Below are 18,753 nucleotides of genomic sequence, written 5' to 3' on the forward strand. Positions count from 1 at the left end.
GGTTCCGTGCGGTGGGGACGGTGGGGTTCAGCTCGGGGTGAGGTCGGCGCGCGCCAGAGCGCGCAGCACCCCGGGCGCCAGTCCGTGGAGCCGCATCCCCATCCGGGACTCGGCGGTCACCGCGACGACGGCGCTGTTGCCGTCGGCGGCGCGCACGATCGCACGGGCGACCTTCTCCGGGCTGTAGTTGCGCCGGGCGTACTGCCCGGACGCGGCGCGGCGGGTCCTCTCCTGGGAGTCCTCGTCCATGCCGACGTAGCGGGTGGAGCGGCTGATGCCGGTGTTGACGAAGCCGGGACACACCACGGTGACGCCGATCCCGTGGCGCGCCAGGTCGGCACGCAGGGACTCGCTCAGGGCCAGCACGGCCGCCTTGGTGGTGCCGTAGGCGGGCAGGATGCGTGAGGGCAGGAATGCCGCCGCCGAGGAGAGGTTGACGAGCTGACCGCCGGTCCCGCGGTCGCGCATCATCTCGCCGAAGACCCGGCAGCCGTGTATGACACCCCACAGGTTGACGTCGATCACCGCCTGCCAGTCCTGGGGGGTGGTCTCGAGGAAACCACCGCCCATCCCGATGCCCGCGTTGTTGATCACGACGTCCGGGACGCCGTGGCGCTCCCGCAGGTCCTCGGCGAACTCCTGCCACGCGTCGGCATCGGTCACGTCGAGCAGGTACGGCACACCGGTGCCCCCCACGAGGCCGACCTGGCGGGCCGTACGCTCGGCGCCGTCGAGGTCGCGGTCGGCGATGACCACGGTGGCCCCGCGCGATCCGTACTCGACGGCCGTGGCGCGGCCGATCCCGCTTCCCGCGCCGGTGATGACGACGAGCTCTGCGCGCCGCCCGTCGACGTCCCGCGCGTTCTCCGACCCCCCGGATCCGCTGACAGACCGTATGTGCTCGTCGACCAGTGCGGCGATCACCGCGGGCCGGTCACGCACCACCCAGTGCCCACCGACGACGGGACGCACGTGGACGTCGTCCGCACCGAGCCGTGCGCACTCCTGCAGGGCGGGCGTGACGAACACGTCCCGGATCGGGGTGAGGACCTGCACCGGCACCGTGGTGCGTCGCCGGCGGGGGCGTAAGAGGTGGCGGCGCATGTTCGCGCGATACATCTCGAGGCCGTTGACCAGATCGCGCTCCGACCTCGCGGTGTCGTCGGGGGGGACCTCGGAGTCGCCTCGACCGATCGCGGCGATCCGGCGCCCGAGCCCGTCCCCCACACCGCTGCGCCAGAGAGCCTCGGGCAACCACGGGAGGTGGAACCACCCGATGTAGGCGGAGGACAGGGACTGCGTGAGCATCGGGGCGGTGAGCTCGCGACCCTCACCGGTGATCCACAGGCCGACCAGGTCGAGGCACGGACCCGAGATCGACGTGAAGCTCGCGGCGCGCGAGGCCGCACCGCTCCCGGTGACGGCGTGCCAGGTCTGGATCGACCCCCAGTCGTGCCCGAGCAGGTGCACCGGTCGGTCCGGGGACACCGAGTCGATGACGGCGTCCAGATCCGCGGCGAGCTGGTCGTTTGAGTAGCCGGCGCGGGAGGTGGGTGCCTCGGAGTCCCCGGCGCCGCGGACGTCGTAGCTGACGACCCGGTAGCGGTCGGAGAGTTCGTGGGTGATGCCGTCCCAGACGCTGCGGTTGTCGGGATAACCGTGGACGCAGACGAGGGTCGGGGCATCGACCGGGCCGGTGACGGCGACCGCGAGAGAGAGCCCGTCGGTGGTCGCCACGGTCCGCAGCTGTGTATCGGCGCCCTGTGAATCGGCGGCCTGTGTATCGGCCCCGCTCATGCCGCGACCTCCGAGCTGGGCGTGGTCTCGGGGGTACCGAGGGCCTGGCCCAGCCCGCAGGCCAGGCCCTGCCGGCGCCACCTGCGCACGTGCGGGGTCTCGTCATCGAGCCACACGGCCGACCCGTCCGGGCGCACCACCAGCGCCTCCTCGAACTTGACCCCGACGTCGCGGAAGCCGATGTGCGGTTCCACCGCCCACAGTCCGGGCTCCGGGCGATGGTCGGAGATCTTCCCGGACGCCCACAGCGGCGAGCGATTGTGGGCACGCTCGACCATGAGGTCGCCGACGAGTGTGCGCGCGGCACGGCTGCCGAAGCCGAACGCGATGAAGCGGGGGATGCGCGACTCGATGTCGCCGATCTGATGGGCGATGACGCGCCCCGGGTAGACCCGGTGTCGGTTGTCATAGCCCTGGCGGCGTATGAGCTCGTCGACCTCGAGATAGACGTCGCGCAGCGTCGCGCCCTCGGTGATGAGACGTGGGATGAGGTCCCGATAGGCGGCCAGGTCGGTCATCAACTCGTCGTGGATCGGGTTCTCGCCGAGGACGCGCGCGTAACCGATGTCCCCCACGGCGCGGTCCAGCACCGGCGCGACGTCGAGGATGTAGGGCATCCCCTGCTCCAACCGTCGGCGAGTCGGGAAGAAGTGCAGCGGCGTGGCGAACCCGCGGAAGGCGGTCCGGTCGCCGAACCACGCGAACGGGGTGTGGAACCACTCCCGCACGCCCCGGTCGGAGAGCCACTCGTGCAGGCGGGCGGCCACCTCTCGTTCGGTGACCCCCTCGTCGAGGGTCGCCGCCACGCTCTCGACGCAGTCGTAGGACAGTCGCTGCACGGTGCGGTATCGCCGGAGGAACGTGGCATCCGTCACATCACTATGAGACATGGCGTCCATCATAGACACCGTGTCTCATTCAGCAAGGGCGCTGCCGCAGACGACCCGGCCCGTCCGGGCCGGGGGGCTACCTACTCACGATTCTCTAGCGCCGTGACCCGCGGGTCCGGATCGGTGGTGGCGGCCTTGGCCGCGAACACCCGCTCGACGGCCAGGACGATCACCACCACCACGACGCCGGCGACCACCGCGGCCAGGACGACCGGCCAGTCGGAGCCCGGCGCGAGGACGTCGGCCTCCTCGCTCTGCCAGGGCCACAGGGCCCGCAGGGAACCGAGCATCAGGCCGGCCATGGCGATGAGGGTGGGCTTGCGGAAGTCCTCCAGCAGGCGATCGAGGACCTTGACGAACAGCGAGATCCCGACCAGTGCCCCCAGCGCGAACACCCCGAGGTAGGCGAAGTTCCGGTCGTCCACCGCGCCGAGGGTCGGAGCGTAGAGCCCCATCGCCAGCAGCAGGTACGAGCCCGACACCCCGGGCAGGACCAGCGCGCAGATCGCCACCGCCGCGGCCACGAACACCAGCAGGTAGGACGGGTCGCTGATCGTCCCGCTCGGCAGTCCGGACAGCACGAACGCCAGGGCCGCACCACCGACGAAAACCAGTCCCAGCACCCAGTTCCGTCCACCCGGGGTGGCGCGTGCCATCCCGAGGGGCACCGCGATACTCGCCGCGACCATGCCGAGGAACAGTCCGCGGGCGATCTCCGGACTGCCCTCGACGAAGCCCTTGAGGACCCCGGCCAAGGTGAACACCATCGCGAGCATGCCGACGGCGAGCGGCAACAACAGCCACCAGTCCACGTGGCGGAAGGCCGCCGCCGTCCGCTCCCGACGGTCCGGACCGAGGACCGCCGACCTCATCCCGTCCACCACGTGCGCGCCGGAGTCCAACAACCGCGGATACACGCCGGTCACCAGGGCGACGGTGCCGCCCGAGACCCCGGGGACGAGCTCGGCCATGCCGATCAACCCGCCCCGGAGTCCGTTCCCGACCACCCCGAGCGGTCCGGGTCGGGCGGGAAGGGGCGACCGCGGGTCCAGATCCGCGTCCGCGACGGGGTCGTGATGAACGGACTCGGCTGCGGCGCCGGTGGGCGTCCCTCCCGGTTCCGGAGTGGACGCAGGCCGTGATGACTCGACTGACATCCCCCCAGTTTCCCCGACGACCCGCCCGGAAGCCCAGTCACCACCCCGTCCACCGGCCGTCTCTGTGATCAACCCGTCACCTCGCGGGCGTCTAGACTCGGCCGGACCGAGGTGGCGAACCGGTGTGAGAGTCCGTGTGAGAAGCAACGGTGACGAAGGGAGCGCGTCATGCCGATGCACTACCCACCACTGTCCGACGGCACCTACCGCTACGGCGATCCACCGCGACCCCTGCCCTCCCCCGTCCCGGGGCCGGATCCCGCCGAGCAGGCCCCGCACCACCACGCCGGCCACGGGAACCCCGGGAACGAGGAGCGCGGGTACGAGGATCCCGGTCCCGGTCCGCACGGGCCGCCCGGGCAGCACCCGCCGCACGGGCCTGGGGACGGTCCCGACGGTGACCGCACGAGCGGCAGGACGGCGGCCGCGGTGATCATCGGGGTGGCGGCCCTCGTCGTCGTCGTCATCCTGGGGTTGGCGCTCACGGGCCCCGGCTCCGGCTCCCGCAGCGGGCCCACCGGTATGCCGCGTGGACCGTTGCCGCCCCAGGCCTGGCAGGCCCCCGAGCGCGCACCGGGCGAGCTGTTCGACGTCGAGGGGAGTTTCACCGTGATGTCCTCTCCCGGCGAGCCGGTCTCGGGCGACGGATCGGGGTGCGACCTGCCGCTCACCCTCTCGGACATCGGCGAGGGCACGCGGATCACGCTGTCCCAGGGGGTCTCGACGCTGCTCGGCAGCACCATGCTCGCCTACGAGGGAGGTGACCTCTCCTCCTGCACGTTCACCTTCGACTTCGGCGAGGTCCCCTCGGGGGCGCCCTTCTACCTGATCGAGATCCCCGGACGCGGACAGCTCACCTACACCGAGGACGAGTTGCGCGCCGGCGTGGACATCACCCTCGGGCGGTGAGACGTCCGGGCCCGCCGCGTCGGCTCGGCGGAACCCCATCGCCCGTCACCCCGCCGACCTGGCGACCCGTTGACCCGGTGACCCGGTGTCCCGTTGACCGCGCGAACCGCGCTCCGTACACTCCCCGATACCAACCGGACACTTGTCCAGAAGATGTCGCCCTCGGGAGCCGCCGTGAACCGCCCGTCCGTCCTCGCCCGCGCCGCCGGCGCCCTCGCGCTCGCGGCGGCCACCGCCCTGGGAGGAGTGGTCGCCACGCCGACCGTCTCCGCCGCCACGGCCGACTCCCCCTACGTGAACCCGGCCCCGGGTCTGAAGAACGTCCTGTGGGTGGGCAACAACTGGGAGGGCACCGCGGACGCCGTGCAGCCGGACGGCGACTTCCACCGCATCGCACGGATCAACATCATCCCCGACCGCAACGAGCGCCTCACGGAGATCTACCGCGACCCGGCCCGCCTCGCCCTGTACCTCGGCATCCGCCAGATGGTCGGCGAGGGCCACGACCAATACGTCGACGACATGTACTCGACCAAGGACGGCCGGAACCTCATCGTGTCGCGGCCCAGCTTCGCCGACGTGGTCTCGATCGACATCGTGACGGGCGAGATCGCGTGGCGGTTCCCCGTCCAGGGGTTCCGTTCCGACCACATGGCGGTGAGCCCCGACGGATCGCAGGTCGCGGTGAGTGCGTCGACCGCCAAGTTGGTCCACGTCCTCGACACCGCCACCGGCCGGGAGATCGGCAGCTTCCCCTCGGGCGACAACGCGCACGAGAACGCCTACATCAAGGGCGGCACCCAGATCGTCAACGAGTCCATCGGCAACGTCTGGACGCCGCTCGACCAGCCGTGGGCCGACGCCACCAAGGGCGAGCGGGTGCTGCAGTTCGTCGACGCCGAGACGCTGCAGATCATCAGGCGCGTCGACCTGCGCGCCCGGCTCGCCGAGGCCGGCCGACCCGAGCTGAGCATCGGGGTGCGTCCGATGACCTTCTCCCCCGACTACCGCTTCATGTACTTCCAGGTGTCGTTCTTCCACGGGTTCATCGAGTACGACATCAAGGCGGACACGATCACGCGAATCGTGGACCTGCCCGTCACCCCCGCCGGCGACGTGCCCCGCGAGGCCCACCTGTTGGACTCCGGACACCACGGGATCTCCATGAACCCCCAGGGCACCCAGATCTGCGTCGCGGGCACGATGAGCGACTACGCCACCGTCGTCGACCGGGAGACCCTGCAGCACGGTCCGTTGGTCTCGACCGGTCTCAAGTCCTACTGGGTGACGACCGACCTCACCGGGGAGCACTGCTTCGTGTCCTGGGCCAAGAGCAACACGGTGAGCGTGCTGTCCTTCGAGACCGGCGAGGAGGTGGCCCGGATCCCCGTCGGGTACCACCCCCAGCGCATGAGGATCGGCGTGGCGCCGCAGAACTGGAACGGCAACCCGGTCCCGCTCCCCGCACCCGGGAACCCGCTTCCCGTGTTCTCCTGACCGCCGGGGCCGGCGCCGGCCGCTATCCTGGGGCACCGGCGGACACCGACGGCAGGGAGGAGGCGCGGGGGTGGTCAGAATCCCAGGGGAGAACGCCGACGACGCCCTCTCCCGAACCACAGACGACTTCTCCCGACCCTCGGACGTCGAGCGCCTCGTGTCGGACATCGACCTGTCGCCGTACCTCGACCGCGCCGACGACCCGGTCGAGGCACCGCTCCCCGACCCCGTCCCGGTGTCGACGGCCACCCCTCCGCTCCTGGCGCTGCGCGACCTCGTCACCGACCCGCGGTTCACCGACCTGTTCGCCCGCGCCCTGCGGGAGGCGGACCCGGATTTCCGCGAACTGTTCCCCCGCGACGCCTCGGGGGTGCTCGGCGAGTTCGTGCGCGCCATGTCCTGGGCGCTCGAGACAGTCGAGAACGCCCGCGGGGATGAGGCCGAGGTCGCCCAGGTGGTGGAGTTCGCCCGCCACCTCGGCGCCGACCACCGCAAACTCGAACTCTCCACCCGCCACCACCAGCGCTTCGGCGAGGCCCTCACCAGCACTCTCCGCCACCTGGCGGGCCCCGGTTGGGACGACCGGCTGTCCACCACGTTGGGCACGGTGTACCGGGTGCTGACGACCGCGCTCCGGGAGGGCGCGGCGGCCGGGCACGGGCCGGCGAGGGTCGGCGCCACCGTCGTGGAGGTTCTCCGGCCGACCCGCGACGTCGTGGTGGTCCGGTTGATCTCCGACGTGATGGTGGACTACCACCCCGGCCAGCACCTCAGCGTCCTGACCCCGTACACCCCGGGCGTGTGGCGCCGGTTCAGTCCGGCGATGCCGGCGAATCCGGCGGGCCAGATCGAGTTCCACGTCCGCGACGTCCCCGGCGGCGCCCTCAGCGGGTCCCTGGTCCGGGGTGTCGGGGTGGGCGACCGGTGGGTGCTGGCGCGGCCGCTCGGGCTGCTCGAGGTGGACCGCACCGAACCCGTCCGGGACGTGCTGATGATCGCCGGCGGCACCGGGATCGCCCCGCTGCGCTGCCTGCTGATGGACATGATGCGTCACGGTGCCAACCCGCGCGTGCACCTGTTCTACGGCGCGCGTCATCCGGGCGACCTCTACGACCTGCCCACCCTCGTCGACCTGGCCGCCACCGCACCGTGGCTCACCATTCAACCGGTCTCCGAGGAGGACACCGACCCGTGGTGGGCCGGCGCGCGGCAGGAACTGCCCCGCACCCTGCACCGCCGACAGACCGGGACACTGGTGGACGTGGTGACCGGCTGGGGGTCGTGGGCGGACCGGCAGGTGCTGCTGGCCGGGTCACCTGAGATGCTCCGCGCCACCGTCCGCGGGATGGTCGCGGTCGGCACCCCACGGGAGAACATCAGCTTCGACCGGCCCTGACCCGACGGGCGCTCCCGGGCGGGCCGGGTCAGGCCTCCTCTGCATCCCCGACGGCGCGGCCGTCGTCGGCGTCCGCGGGAGTGCTCCCCCCCGCGGCGTCGTCACCCGCGGCCGCGCCTTCGCCGACCCCGCCGCCTCCCGGCCCCGCTGGCGTTGCGGTGCCTTGGGTCGGGGCGATGGGCGGAGTCGGGCTCGCCGGGGTGGTCGGGCTGGGCGTGGTCGCCGGCGTGGTCGGACTGGTCGGGCTTGTCGGGCTGGTGGTGGGCGCCGCGCAGGGCTGGAACACGCGCCGGAACCGGTCCGGTACACCCAGTTGCTCCAATTGCTCGCGGCACACGTCGGACGACGGCTCCGCCAGGAAGACCCAGGAGTCCTCACGCCACGAGAGCAGCTCGAGATCGCCGTCCCGGCCACTGATCAGCAGAAACCGCCCGTCGCACTCACGCACGGTTGTTCCGTCGCCCAGCTCCCCGGCCACGAACTCGGGGGAACAACGCTCGGCGACCCCGGGCGGGCCGGTCGTGGTGGGCGTGGTGGGACGAGGGGTGGTGCGGGACGTCGAGGTCGTGGTCTCGGTGGTGGTCGTGGGTGTGGCCACAGGTTCGCGGTCGCCGCCCCCCGCCGTGACCAGCCACACGATCAACCCCGCGACCAGTGCCACCGCGAGCAGGATCGCCACGACGATCCACGGGGTCTGACCGCCGCCGGGTCCGTCGCCGTCCCAGCCGTCGCCACCGTTGCCGGCGTCGCCCGGGGGCGGGACATCCCCGGGCGGAGGCACGTGGGGTTGTGACGGCAGGTCACCGGCCGGGTGAGCGCCGGCCGGGTAAGCACTGGTCGGGTAGGCGCTGGTCGGGTAGGCGCCGGTCGCCCCCGCTGCGGCGGACCCGTCGGGGTACTGCGACCACGCGGTCCCGGTGCCCTCGCCCTCGATCGGCGGGAGATTCTCGGTCGGCGGATCGACCGAGCGGGTCGGTTCGGTGGGCGGGTCCGCGGGCACGTTCGGTTCGGTGGGAGGGTCCACCTCGCCGCCGCCACCCTCACCGCCGTCGCGCGGCCCGGTCACCGCACGACCTCCGCGGCCGACTCCTCCGCGACCGACTCCTCGGGGGCCGATTCCTCGGCGGCCGACTCCTCGGTGATCCTGCCGTTCGCGAGGACGGGGATCTTCTCCCGGATGACGGCCACCTCGTCGTCGTTGATCTCGAACACCACCAGTTCCGCTCCGGGGCCCGCCTCCTCGCGCACGGTCCCGTCCGGCCCCACGAGCACGGAGTGCCCGACGCCGGTCGGGGCGCCGCGCCTGACCTCCACTCCCTCCGCCTCGGGGTCGGCCTGACCCACGGCGACCAGGAACGTGGTGGCGTCGAGCGCGCGGGCGCGGGCCAGTAGCCGCCACTGGTCCACCTTCCCGGGGCCCGGTCCCCACGACGCGGCGCAGATCGTCACGCGCGCCCCCTCGGCGGCGAGTGCCCGGTACTGGCCGGGGAAGCGGATGTCGTAGCAGACGCTCAGGCCGATCCCCACGCCGTCGACGGTCACCACGCGGGTGCTGTCGCCGGGTTCGACCGTGTCGGACTCGGCGAACCCGAACGCGTCGAACAGGTGGATCTTGTCGTAACCCAGGTGGAGGTCGCGGTCGGGGCCGCCCGCGGCGTCGCCCCCGGCCGGTCCGGTCACCAGGAGTGTGTTGCGGACCCGGCCGCCCTGGCCGGGCGTGAACATCCCGACGACGACGACGACCCCGTACTCGCGGGCGATCGCGGCGACCTCGCTCGCCCAGGGGCCCTCGAGGGGCTCCGCGACCTCGTCGAGCCGGCCCGCCCCGAAGGCCCGCATCGTGGCCTCGGGCAGCACCACGATCCGGGCCCCCCGGGTCGCGGCCTCCGCCGCGGATTCGCGGACCATGCGGAGATTGTCCGAGGGGTCGCGACCGGACAGGATCTGGGCTGCAGCGATGCGCACGGCGCTCCTCCTGGGGCTCTCGGGGTCGGGCGGGCTGGCGGCCGGGTGCTCGCCCCCGACGCTACCCGCGCCGCAGCGCTCGGGCGGCCTGCGGTGCGGACCTCCGCACCGCGCGGGCACCCCGCTCCCACAGCGCCCACACGAGCAGCCCCACGACCACCGACGCCGCGAAGGACAGCCACACGTGGCCGGCGTCGCGGATCGGCGGGTAGACGAGGAAGTGGGTGAGGTAGATGAACAGCGAGGCCGCGGCGAGCGGGGTGAGCACCCGGACGACCGGGCGCGGCAGCCGGACCGACGGGATCCAGATCAACGCGAGCAGACCGAGCACGATGACGACCTCGCGCCCCGTGTCACCGAACCACCCCGGAACGCACAGCACGGCGACGGCCGAGCATGCGAGGCGCAGCCACAGCGCGCGGGAGGGAGAGACCGTGCGGGTAGGAGAGTCCGTGCGGCCGGGGGCGGCGCAGCGGGCGATCGCCCAGCCCAGGCCGAAGAGCCACAGCACGGCCGGCGCCGAGTACCAGACCTGCGGGCCGCCGCCGAGGTCGATCAGCCCGAACCGCACGGTGAGCCCGGCGGCGATGAACGCGGCCGGGAGCGCGAGCGGCCACCGGCGGTCGAGACGACTCACCGAAGGGACGGCCATGAGGGCGGCCACGAGCAGGAGCCCGTAGACCACCGCCTCGATGAACCACATCTGCCACGGGTTCCACCAGCGGTCCTCCCACCACGAGCGGGGCCCGAACAGGTTGGTGGCCAACAACGGCGAATACCAGTGGTAACGGCTGGTCAACGGGGTGACGATCAGGAGCCACAGCATCGCGGGCACCGCGATGCGGCCGGCGGTGCGCAGGACCCCGACGGCGCGGTCGCGGGCGCCAGTGGCGTGGAGGCGGAACCTGGCCAGCGAGTACCCCGCCAGCGCCACCAGGACGTGGGCGCCGCCGATGATCGCGATGGCCCGCGTGTGGGACCCGACGATCGCGAGGATGAACAGCGCGCGCAGGACGATCGACGTGTCCACCCGCGCCCACGCGCGCCACGGCGCCCACCACCGGGCGGGCGCGGGAACGCAGACGCGGGCCAGCTCGTCGAGCTCTCCGCCCGGACGCAGGTGCCAGTCGCGGGGCAGACCCGGCACCCGGTCCTCGAGTCGCGTGGACAGCACGACGTAGGTCAGCGAGTCCCCGCCGAGGTCGACGAAGGTCGCGTCGGGGTCGATCCCGCCGGGGTCCAGCCCGAGGGCGTGCGCGATGAGTTCACCGGGAGTCCCGTGCTCGTCTGCGGGGGCGGTGCGCCCCCTGCCGGCGACGAGCTCGCGCAGAGCCGGTTGGTCGATCTTCCCCGCCGGGGTCCGCGGCGGCTCGTCCACCACCAGGACCTCGATCGCGGAGGCGGGCAACCCCGAGGAGGCGGCAGCCACCGAGACCGCGTCCTGCGCGGGCGTGTCCTGCCGGGTCACCACCACAAGTCGATCGGGTTCGCCGACACACCAGGCGTCCAGGCCGCGGTCGGCCAGAGCGGCCTCGACCCGCCCGAGGTCGATCCGGTGGCCGAAGATCTTGGCCTCGCGCCCCATGCGGCCGACGATCTCCACCAGGGCGTCCGGGGCGATCCGCGCGAGGTCCCCGGTCCGTAGCTCCGTCAACTCGGGACCGCGGGACAGGTCGGCCGACTCGCGGGCGTAGCCCATCATCACGTTGGGGCCGGTGTAGACCAGTTCTCCGGGGGCATCGGGATCGGTACCGTGCGGCCGGTCCACGCGGAAGGCACCACCGGGGATCGCGACGCCGATCGCCCCGGCGCGGCTGCGGGCGAGCTGCGGGGGGAGGTAGCCCATTCGGGCGGTGGCCTCGGTCTGGCCGTACATCACCACGAGCTCGGCGCCCCTGGCCTCGAGCCGCTCGGCGAGGGTGCGCACCTTCTCCGGTGCCAGTCGACCGCCGGCCTGGGTGAGGTAGCGCAGGCGGGTGAGGTGGTCCAGCCGGTCCAGACCCACCCGCTCGAGCAACTCGACGGTGTGGGGGACGGCGGCGAAGGTCGTCACGCCGTGGGCGCCCGCCCGTTCCCAGAACTCGTGGCTCGCCACGGAGTCCTCGTTGAGCACCACCGAGGCGCCCGCGAGCAGGTGGCTGTGGATCACCGACAGCCCGTAACAGTAGTGCGGCGGGAGGGTGGTGATGGCGCGGTCGGCGGGCACGATGCGGAGGTACTCGGCGATCGCCGCGGCATTCGACAGCACGGCCCGGCGCGACTGCCGGACGAGTTTGGGCGACCCGGTGGACCCCGAGGTGCTGAGCAGCAGAGCCAGGTCCGGGTGCAGGTCGTGCCGCGGCGGGGTGTGGTGCGCGGAGGCCGGGATCGCCTGTCCCGCGCCCGCGAGGACGTCCGGGGTCCACGACTCGACGAGAGCCCGCGTGGCCGCGCTCTCCGGTGGCAGGAGCAGGACGGCATGACCCGCCTCGTGCGCGGCGAGATAGTCGATGAGGAAGTCGGTGGTGTTGCCCCCGATCAGGCCGATCATCCGACGTCCCGTGGCGACCGACGGGTACTCGGCCGCCCGGGCGCAGACCCGGAGGGCGAGATCGGTGTAGGTGAGGGTGGTCTCGTCGCTGATCACGGCCACCGCGCGGCCTCGGGCGGCGAGAGGTCCCGCGAGTCCACCCACCCGCCCGGTGTGGCCTACCTGCTCGATCGTCACCGGACCACTGTAAGAGGTAAGCCTATCCTAGGACAATTCGTTCATCATCCACAGGATCGCGACGTCAGTGGTCCCCGCGCTGGTGGCGAGGGCGCCAGACCACGACCGAGGTCGAGCGCGGCACGTGCACCAACTCACCGCCGACGCGCCCCCGGGCCGAGCCGGAGCGGAGCTCCGCGAGTTCGTCGGCCAGCTCGCGGACCCGGGACTGGAGGGCGTCGACCTCGTTGGTGAGTTCGATGATGCGTTTGATGCCGGCGAGGTTGACGCCCTCGTCCTGGCTGAGCCGCTGGACCTCGCGCAGCATCGCCACGTCGCGCAGGGAGTAGCGCCGACCGCCACCGCTGGTGCGTTCGGGCGTGACGATGCCCAGCCGGTCGTAGGTGCGCAGGGTCTGGGCGTGCAGGCCCGACAGCTCGGCGGCCACGGAGATCACCAGGACGCTGTCGTCGGGAGCCAGGTCTCCCACGTCCCGCCGGGGGCTCATGCCGACCCGGCCCAGCCAGACCGCGGATCGAAGCCGGCCGCCCGCAACGCCTCGTCATAGGCGGCGAGCTCGGCCTCGGCCATCCCGGCGGGCGGGGTGGCCACCCGGAGGGTGACCTTGAGGTCACCGGTCCCGGACTTGCGTGCGATTCCTCGCCCGCGGACCCGCAGGATCTGCCCGTCGCGGGACCCGGCCGGGACCTTGACCGTCACCCGTCCGGTGAGCGTGGGCACCGACACCTGGGCGCCCCGGACGAGCTCGGGATAGGAGACCGGTAGCTCCACGAGCAGGTCCGCGCCGTCGCGATCGAACACGGGGTCCTTCGACACGGTGACAGTGACGTACAGGTCGCCCGACGGGGCGCCGCGGAAGCCAGCCTCGCCCTGGCCGGAGAGCCGGATGCGTTGTCCGTCCTGGACCCCGGCGGGCACCTTGACGTTGATCGTACGGGCACGGTCGGTGACGCCGCTGCCCGCACAGTCCGGGCACGGGTCGTCGATCTTGGATCCGGTGCCGCCGCAGTCCGTGCAGGGTTCGGCGAAACCGAACGCGCCCTGTGAGCGCTGGGTGACCCCGGCCCCGTGACAGGTGCTGCACACCTTGGGGCTGGTCCCCGGTCGCGCGCCGCTGCCGTGACAGGTCAGGCAGGGCGAGGCGGACGAGAGCCTGATCTGCACGGTCTCGCCCAACGCCGCCTCGCGGAACGACAGGGTGAGAGAGGTCTCGACGTCCTGCCCGCCCTGCGGCCGCTGGGCCCGGCCGCGACCCGCGCCGGGGGCGCCGCCGCCGCGGCCCTGGGTGAACAGCCCGCCGAAGAGGTCGGAGAATCCCCCGGATCCCCCGGCGCCGCCGGCCCCGGCCGCACCTCCGAAGAGGTCGCCGATGTCGAAGTCGCCGCCGCTCGTGGTGAACCTGCCGCCCCCCGGGGGTGCGAAGCCACCGAACCCTCCGGAGGAGACCTGCGCCCGGAACTCGTCGTACTCCTTACGTTTGGCGGGGTCACCGATGACGCTGTTGGCCTCGCCGACCCGCTTGAACTTCTCCTCGGCCGCCGCATTCCCCGGGTTCTTGTCCGGGTGGTTGTCGCTCGCGAGCTTGCGGTACGCCTTGCGGATCTCGTCCGCCGTGGCGTTCTTGGAGACGCCCAGCTCGGCGTAGTAGTCCTTCTCGACCCATTCGCGCTGACTCACCAGACGCCTCCTTCCTCGATCGGGTCCTACGATTCTCGAACACTCATTTTCCCACCCCGGCCGCCGGTGTGCAGGTGACCACACACCGGCGGTGGGGCGGAACAGGTCAGCGGACGGTGACCATCGCCGAGCGCAGTGTCCGCTCGCCGTGGCGGTAGCCCTTGCGCAGGATCGTGCCCAACACGGGCTCGGAACCCTCCGACTCGTCCTGGACGGCCTCGTGCACCGACGGATCGAACGGGTCGCCCTCCTCGCCGAAGGGCTCGACCCCCTGGGAGGCCAGGACGGAGTGGATCCTGTCGGCGAAGGCCTTGAGCGGCCCCTCCTCCAGGTCTCCGTGCGCCCGTGCCCGCTCCAGGTCGTCGACGATCGTCAGCAGTTCGGTGAGAACCGACCCCTTGGCCGTGTCGATGATGGCCTGGCGGTCCCGCTCGACGCGGCGGCGGTAATTGGCGAACTCCGCCGACACGCGCTGCAGGTCCGCCGTCCGCTCGTCGAGCTGGGCCTGCAGCGCGGCCGAGGGGTCCTCCGACGACGGCTCACCGGCGCCACCGTCGGTGGCGCCATCGGCGGACGGGGCGGGATCGTCCTCGACGATCTCCCCTTCCACCGCCTCCGAGGGTGCGGCGCCGGACTCCTCGTCCACCGCCCGGGCGGCGGCCACGTCCTCGGCGTCACCACCGGCCCAGGCGGCCTTGTCCGTCTCCGGACCGTCAGCGTGTGGCGTGGTCACTGGAACTCACCCCTGACTGTCTCGTCATCTTCTGCCGCGGCCTCGACCTCATCGGGAGCCACGTCGGCCGCGCCTTCGGCCACGATCTCGGCCTCGGGGGCGACGGGGGCGTCCTGGACGTACTTCTCGTCCACGGCCTCCTCGTCGGTGGCTTCCGGGTCGCCGGGATCGGGTACTCCGGTCACCTCCGTCACTTGTCGCCCTCCTTCGGCTCGTCCTCGTCCACGACCTCTGCGTCGACGACGTCGTCGTCAGCCGAGCCCGTGGAACCGGGGTCTCCGGCCTCGGCGCCCTCGGCCGCGGCGGCCTCGTAGATGGCCTGGCCGACGGCCTGGGCCTCGGTGTTGACCTTCTCCACGGCGGCCTTGATGGCGTCGACGTCCGAACCCTCGAGGGCGGACTTGGCCTCGTCGATCGCGGCCTGGAGGGACTCCTTCTTGTCCGCAGGGACCTTGTCCTCGTTCTCCGAGACGAACTTCTCCGTCTGGTAGATGGTGGACTCGGCCTGGTTGCGGGCGTCGGCCTCCTCGCGGCGCTTGTGGTCCTCCTCCGCGTGGGCCTCGGCGTCCTTGATCATCTGGTCGATCTCCTCCTTGGACAGGCCCGAGCCGTCCTGGATGATGATCGTGTTCTCCTTGCCGGTGCCCTTGTCCTTGGCCGTCACGTGAACGATGCCGTTGGCGTCGATGTCGAAGGTGACCTCGATCTGCGGCACCCCGCGCGGCGCGGGGGCGATACCGGCGAGCTCGAACGAGCCGAGCAGCTTGTTCTGAGCCGCCATCTCGCGCTCACCCTGGAACACCTGGATCTGCACCGACGGCTGGTTGTCGTCCGCCGTGGTGAAGGTCTCGGACCGCTTGGTGGGGATCGTGGTGTTGCGCTCGATGAGCTTGGTCATCACGCCACCCTTGGTCTCGATGCCCAGCGACAGCGGGGTCACGTCGAGCAGGAGCACGTCCTTGACCTCGCCGCGGAGCACGCCGGCCTGCAGCGCGGCACCGACGGCCACGACCTCGTCCGGGTTGACGCCCTTGTTGGGCTCCTTGCCCCCGGTGAGCTCCTTGACCAGGTCGGTCACGGCCGGCATACGGGTCGAACCGCCGACCAGGACCACGTGGTCGATCGACGAGATCGAGATCCCGGCGTCCTTGATGACGGCCTGGAACGGCTGACGGCAGCGGTCGAGCAGGTCCTGGGTGATCTTCTGGAACTCCGAGCGCGTCAGCGTCTCGTCGAGGAAGAGCGGGTTCTTCTCCGCGTCGACCGTGATGTAGGGCAGGTTGATCGAGGTGGACTGTCCGCTGGACAGCTCGATCTTCGCCTTCTCGGCGGCCTCACGCAGGCGCTGGAGCGCCATCTTGTCCTTGGTGAGGTCGATGCCGTTCTGGGCCTTGAACTTGTCGACCAGCCAGTCGACGATCCGCTGGTCCCAGTCGTCGCCGCCGAGGTGGTTGTCGCCGGAGGTCGCACGGACCTCGACGACGCCGTCGCCGATGTCGAGCAGGGAGACGTCGAAGGTGCCGCCACCGAGGTCGAAGACCAGGATGGTCTGCTCCTTGTCGCCCTTGTCCAGTCCGTAGGCCAGCGCGGCCGCGGTGGGCTCGTTGACGATGCGCAGGACGTTGAGGCCGGCGATCTGGCCGGCGTCCTTGGTGGCCTGTCGCTGGGCGTCGTTGAAGTACGCGGGCACGGTGATGACCGCGTCCGTCACGTCCTCACCCAGGTAGGACTCGGCGTCGCGCTTGAGCTTCTGCAGCGTGCGCGCGCTGATCTCCTGCGGGGTGTAGTTCTTGTCGTCGATCGAGGCCGACTTCCAGTCCGTGCCGATGTGGCGCTTGACCGAGCGGATGGTGCGGTCGACGTTGGTGACCGCCTGGTTCTTCGCGGGCTGGCCCACGAGGACCTCGCCGTTCTTGGCGAACGCCACGACCGACGGGGTCGTGCGCGACCCCTCGGCGTTGGCGATCACGTTGGCCTCGCCGCCCTCGAGGACGGCGACGCAGGAATTGGTGGTGCCGAGGTCGATGCCGACTGCACGTCCCATGATGTTCTCCTTCTCTCCGCGTACTCGACCGCGGACGGGGGTGGACCGAAATACCGTTGTTAAGCAGACCCGGCTCAAGACTCGGATCAGTGACACCACACTGCCTGTCGGAGCGGATGCCGTCAACCTAAGTTGAGTCTGGCTCGCTGAGGTTTGACGCCTCGTACAACTACCGACCGGGCGGATCGATTCCCATTATGACTCAGATCACGCCAAAAACTGCGCCCACCCGACTCAAGCTGCCGTGAAGCCCCTCCATGCGCCTGCCCGCCCGCACGCCCCGCACGCCCGCACGCCCCGCACGCCCGCACGCATCCTCAACGACAAGAGCGTTCCGCACACCTGCCTCTCGGGCGATGCGTGCGGAACGGTCTTCCCGACGGGGGAATGGACGGGTGCTAGATGACGCCCTGCGCGAGCATCGCGTCCGCGACCCGGCGGAAGCCGGCGATGTTCGCCCCGGCGGCCAGGTCACCGGGCATCCCGTACTCCTCGGCGGTGGCGGCCGTGGTGGCGTGGATGTTGGTCATGATGCGGTCGAGTTCCGAATCGACGCGCTCGAAATCCCACTGCAGTCGGCCCGCGTTCTGTCGCATCTCGAGTCCACTGGTTGCGACACCGCCTGCGTTCGCGGCCTTGGCGGGGCCGAACAGGATGCCCTTGTCGTGGATCACCTCGACGGCCTCTTCGGTGCAGGGCATGTTGGCGCCCTCGGCCACGAGCCGGCACCCGTTCGCGGCCAGTGTCCGCGCGGCGTCGCCGTCGAGTTCGTTCTGGGTCGCGCAGGGGAGAGCGATGTCGCACGTCACCTCCCATACCGGGCGCCCCTCGACGAACTCGCAGTCGCCCCGCTCCTGCGCATAGACCGAGAGCCTCTCCCGCCGGACGTCCTTGACGTCGGCGAGCAGGTCCAGGTCGAGGCCCTTCTCGTCGACCACGTAGCCGGAGCTGTCCGAACAGGCCACGACCGTGGCTCCCAGCTGCGTGGCCTTCCTCGCCGCGTACTGGGCGACGTTGCCGGAACCGGACACGACCACCCGCGCCCCGTCGAGCCCGAAGTCGGTCTCGCGCAGCATCTCGCGGACGTAGTAGACGAGCCCGTACCCGGTGGCCTCGGTCCTGGCCCAGGACCCCCCGTAGACGACCGACTTGCCGGTGATCACTCCCGCCTCGTTCCGGCCGGTCACCTTGCGGTATTGGCCGTACAGGTAGCCGATCTCGCGGGCGCCCACGCCGATGTCCCCGGCCGGGACGTCCAGATCCGCCCCGATGTGATGGGCGAGTTCGGCCATGAACGACTGACAGAAACGCATGACCTCGCCGTCACTCCGGCCGTGGGGGTCGAAGTCCGAGCCGCCCTTGCCGCCGCCCAGCCCCAGGCCGGTGAGGGCGTTCTTGAAGACCTGCTCGAACCCGAGGAACTTCAGGGTGTCCTCGTCGACGGACCGGTGGAACCGCAGGCCACCCTTGTACGGCCCCAGGTCCGAACTGAACTGGACCCGGAAACCGCGCTGGACCCGGATCGCTCCCGAGTCGTCCACCCACGGCACGCGGAAGGACACCACGCGTTCGGGCTCGACGATCCGCGTGAGGATCCCTCCCTCGACGTACTCCGGATGCTGCCGGACCACGGGGGCGAGGGACTCGAGCACCTCGTGCACGGCCTGCCGGAAGAGTTTCTGCCCGGGGTTTCGGGCCACCACGGACTCGAGCGCGTCGTGCAGTGCGGCGTCGGCGTCGGCGTCGGACATGGGACCTCCGGTGTAGGGGCTGCGGTTCGGGATGCGGTTCGGGATGCGGTTCGGGATGCGGTGTAGGGGATGCGGCCTGAGGGGCACGCGGCGTGGGCCACCCGCCTCGGGCGCACACCCGGTGCCGAACCCCGAGTAGGCCCGTGCCACGGCTGGAACGGCGTCGCCGCCGAGCCGCAGCCTAACCGCTGACCGAACTGGTCACCGAGTCAGGTCACGCCGGGAACGCG

The 18,753-nt window shown here is 71.5% G+C and carries 15 protein-coding genes; 3 read left to right on the forward strand and 12 right to left on the reverse strand.

All coding sequences use genetic code 11. The annotated features are described in order from the left end of the window. Positions 1–27 precede the first annotated feature (27 nt). The 3 genes from CEY15_RS08495 to CEY15_RS08505 all read right to left on the reverse strand — a co-directional run bounded on the left by CEY15_RS08495 (position 28) and on the right by CEY15_RS08505 (position 3,844). Positions 28–1,797 (reverse strand): SDR family oxidoreductase, encoded by a 1,770-nt coding sequence (locus tag CEY15_RS08495; RefSeq protein WP_176475057.1) that lies wholly within the window; start codon positions 1,795–1,797, stop codon positions 28–30. After that, positions 1,794–2,687, reverse strand: coding sequence for a M24 family metallopeptidase (locus CEY15_RS08500; protein ID WP_031265320.1), 894 nt, complete (start codon positions 2,685–2,687; stop codon positions 1,794–1,796). Before CEY15_RS08500 ends, CEY15_RS08495 begins: the two co-directional genes overlap by 4 nt. An 80-nt stretch (positions 2,688–2,767) precedes the next feature. Next, positions 2,768–3,844, reverse strand: coding sequence for a DUF368 domain-containing protein (locus tag CEY15_RS08505; protein ID WP_042330300.1), 1,077 nt, complete (start codon positions 3,842–3,844; stop codon positions 2,768–2,770). A gap of 168 nt (positions 3,845–4,012) precedes the next feature. On the opposite strand from CEY15_RS08505, the gene CEY15_RS08510 reads away from it, so the two are divergent. The 3 genes from CEY15_RS08510 (at position 4,013) to CEY15_RS08520 (ending at position 7,646) form a co-directional block, all read left to right on the forward strand. Next, positions 4,013–4,753, forward strand: a complete 741-nt coding sequence (locus CEY15_RS08510; RefSeq protein ID WP_031265317.1) for a hypothetical protein — start codon at positions 4,013–4,015, stop codon at positions 4,751–4,753. Positions 4,754–4,927: 174 nt separating this feature from the next. After that, complete coding sequence (locus tag CEY15_RS08515) at positions 4,928–6,250, forward strand: YncE family protein (RefSeq protein ID WP_245847420.1); 1,323 nt, start codon at positions 4,928–4,930, stop codon at positions 6,248–6,250. A gap of 70 nt (positions 6,251–6,320) precedes the next feature. Continuing rightward, positions 6,321–7,646 (forward strand): FAD-binding oxidoreductase, encoded by a 1,326-nt coding sequence (locus CEY15_RS08520; RefSeq protein WP_095718065.1) that lies wholly within the window; start codon positions 6,321–6,323, stop codon positions 7,644–7,646. A 28-nt stretch (positions 7,647–7,674) separates the two neighbouring features. Here the strand turns inward: CEY15_RS08520 and CEY15_RS08525 are convergent, their stop codons facing one another. The 9 genes from CEY15_RS08525 to gdhA all read right to left on the reverse strand — a co-directional run bounded on the left by CEY15_RS08525 (position 7,675) and on the right by gdhA (position 18,523). After that, positions 7,675–8,712 (reverse strand): hypothetical protein, encoded by a 1,038-nt coding sequence (locus CEY15_RS08525; RefSeq protein WP_095718066.1) that lies wholly within the window; start codon positions 8,710–8,712, stop codon positions 7,675–7,677. Next, entirely contained in the window at positions 8,709–9,611 is a 903-nt protein-coding gene (locus tag CEY15_RS08530; protein WP_095718067.1) for a carbon-nitrogen hydrolase family protein, read from the reverse strand. The genes CEY15_RS08525 and CEY15_RS08530 overlap by 4 nt, the downstream gene beginning before the upstream one ends. Before the next feature lie 61 nt (positions 9,612–9,672). After that, on the reverse strand, positions 9,673–12,318 hold the full coding sequence (locus CEY15_RS08535) for an AMP-binding protein (protein WP_095718068.1): 2,646 nt from the start codon (positions 12,316–12,318) through the stop codon (positions 9,673–9,675). 64 nt (positions 12,319–12,382) lie between these two features. Beyond that, positions 12,383–12,805, reverse strand: a complete 423-nt coding sequence (locus tag CEY15_RS08540; protein ID WP_095718069.1) for a heat shock protein transcriptional repressor HspR — start codon at positions 12,803–12,805, stop codon at positions 12,383–12,385. Continuing rightward, complete coding sequence (gene dnaJ / locus CEY15_RS08545; RefSeq protein WP_095718070.1) at positions 12,802–13,995, reverse strand: molecular chaperone DnaJ; 1,194 nt, start codon at positions 13,993–13,995, stop codon at positions 12,802–12,804. The genes CEY15_RS08540 and dnaJ overlap by 4 nt, the downstream gene beginning before the upstream one ends. Before the next feature lie 106 nt (positions 13,996–14,101). Continuing rightward, the gene (gene grpE, locus CEY15_RS08550; RefSeq protein ID WP_095718071.1) at positions 14,102–14,728 is read right to left on the reverse strand and encodes a nucleotide exchange factor GrpE; all 627 of its coding nucleotides are present in this window, start codon (positions 14,726–14,728) and stop codon (positions 14,102–14,104) included. Then, positions 14,725–14,922: a hypothetical protein gene (locus CEY15_RS08555; protein ID WP_017838418.1), complete on the reverse strand. Its 198-nt coding sequence runs from the start codon at positions 14,920–14,922 to the stop codon at positions 14,725–14,727. Before CEY15_RS08555 ends, grpE begins: the two co-directional genes overlap by 4 nt. Next, positions 14,919–16,772, reverse strand: a complete 1,854-nt coding sequence (gene dnaK / locus CEY15_RS08560; protein WP_017838417.1) for a molecular chaperone DnaK — start codon at positions 16,770–16,772, stop codon at positions 14,919–14,921. The genes CEY15_RS08555 and dnaK overlap by 4 nt, the downstream gene beginning before the upstream one ends. A 398-nt stretch (positions 16,773–17,170) precedes the next feature. Next, on the reverse strand, positions 17,171–18,523 hold the full coding sequence (gene gdhA, locus CEY15_RS08565; protein WP_095718072.1) for an NADP-specific glutamate dehydrogenase: 1,353 nt from the start codon (positions 18,521–18,523) through the stop codon (positions 17,171–17,173). Positions 18,524–18,753 lie beyond the last annotated feature (230 nt).

The organism is Dietzia natronolimnaea (assembly GCF_002289575.1).
Lineage (GTDB): Bacteria > Actinomycetota > Actinomycetes > Mycobacteriales > Mycobacteriaceae > Dietzia > Dietzia natronolimnaea_A.

Bases quoted from the DNA above. Each gene is read 5' to 3' on its own strand.
- CEY15_RS08495 (WP_176475057.1), bottom strand. From the start codon at position 1,797: ATGAGCGGGGCCGATACACAGGCCGCCGATTCACAGGGCGCCGATACA.
- CEY15_RS08540 (WP_095718069.1), bottom strand. From the start codon at position 12,805: ATGAGCCCCCGGCGGGACGTGGGAGACCTGGCTCCCGACGACAGCGTC.
- CEY15_RS08510 (WP_031265317.1), top strand. From the start codon at position 4,013: ATGCCGATGCACTACCCACCACTGTCCGACGGCACCTACCGCTACGGC.
- CEY15_RS08500 (WP_031265320.1), bottom strand. From the start codon at position 2,687: ATGTCTCATAGTGATGTGACGGATGCCACGTTCCTCCGGCGATACCGC.
- dnaK (WP_017838417.1), bottom strand. From the start codon at position 16,772: ATGGGACGTGCAGTCGGCATCGACCTCGGCACCACCAATTCCTGCGTC.
- gdhA (WP_095718072.1), bottom strand. From the start codon at position 18,523: ATGTCCGACGCCGACGCCGACGCCGCACTGCACGACGCGCTCGAGTCC.
- CEY15_RS08505 (WP_042330300.1), bottom strand. From the start codon at position 3,844: ATGTCAGTCGAGTCATCACGGCCTGCGTCCACTCCGGAACCGGGAGGG.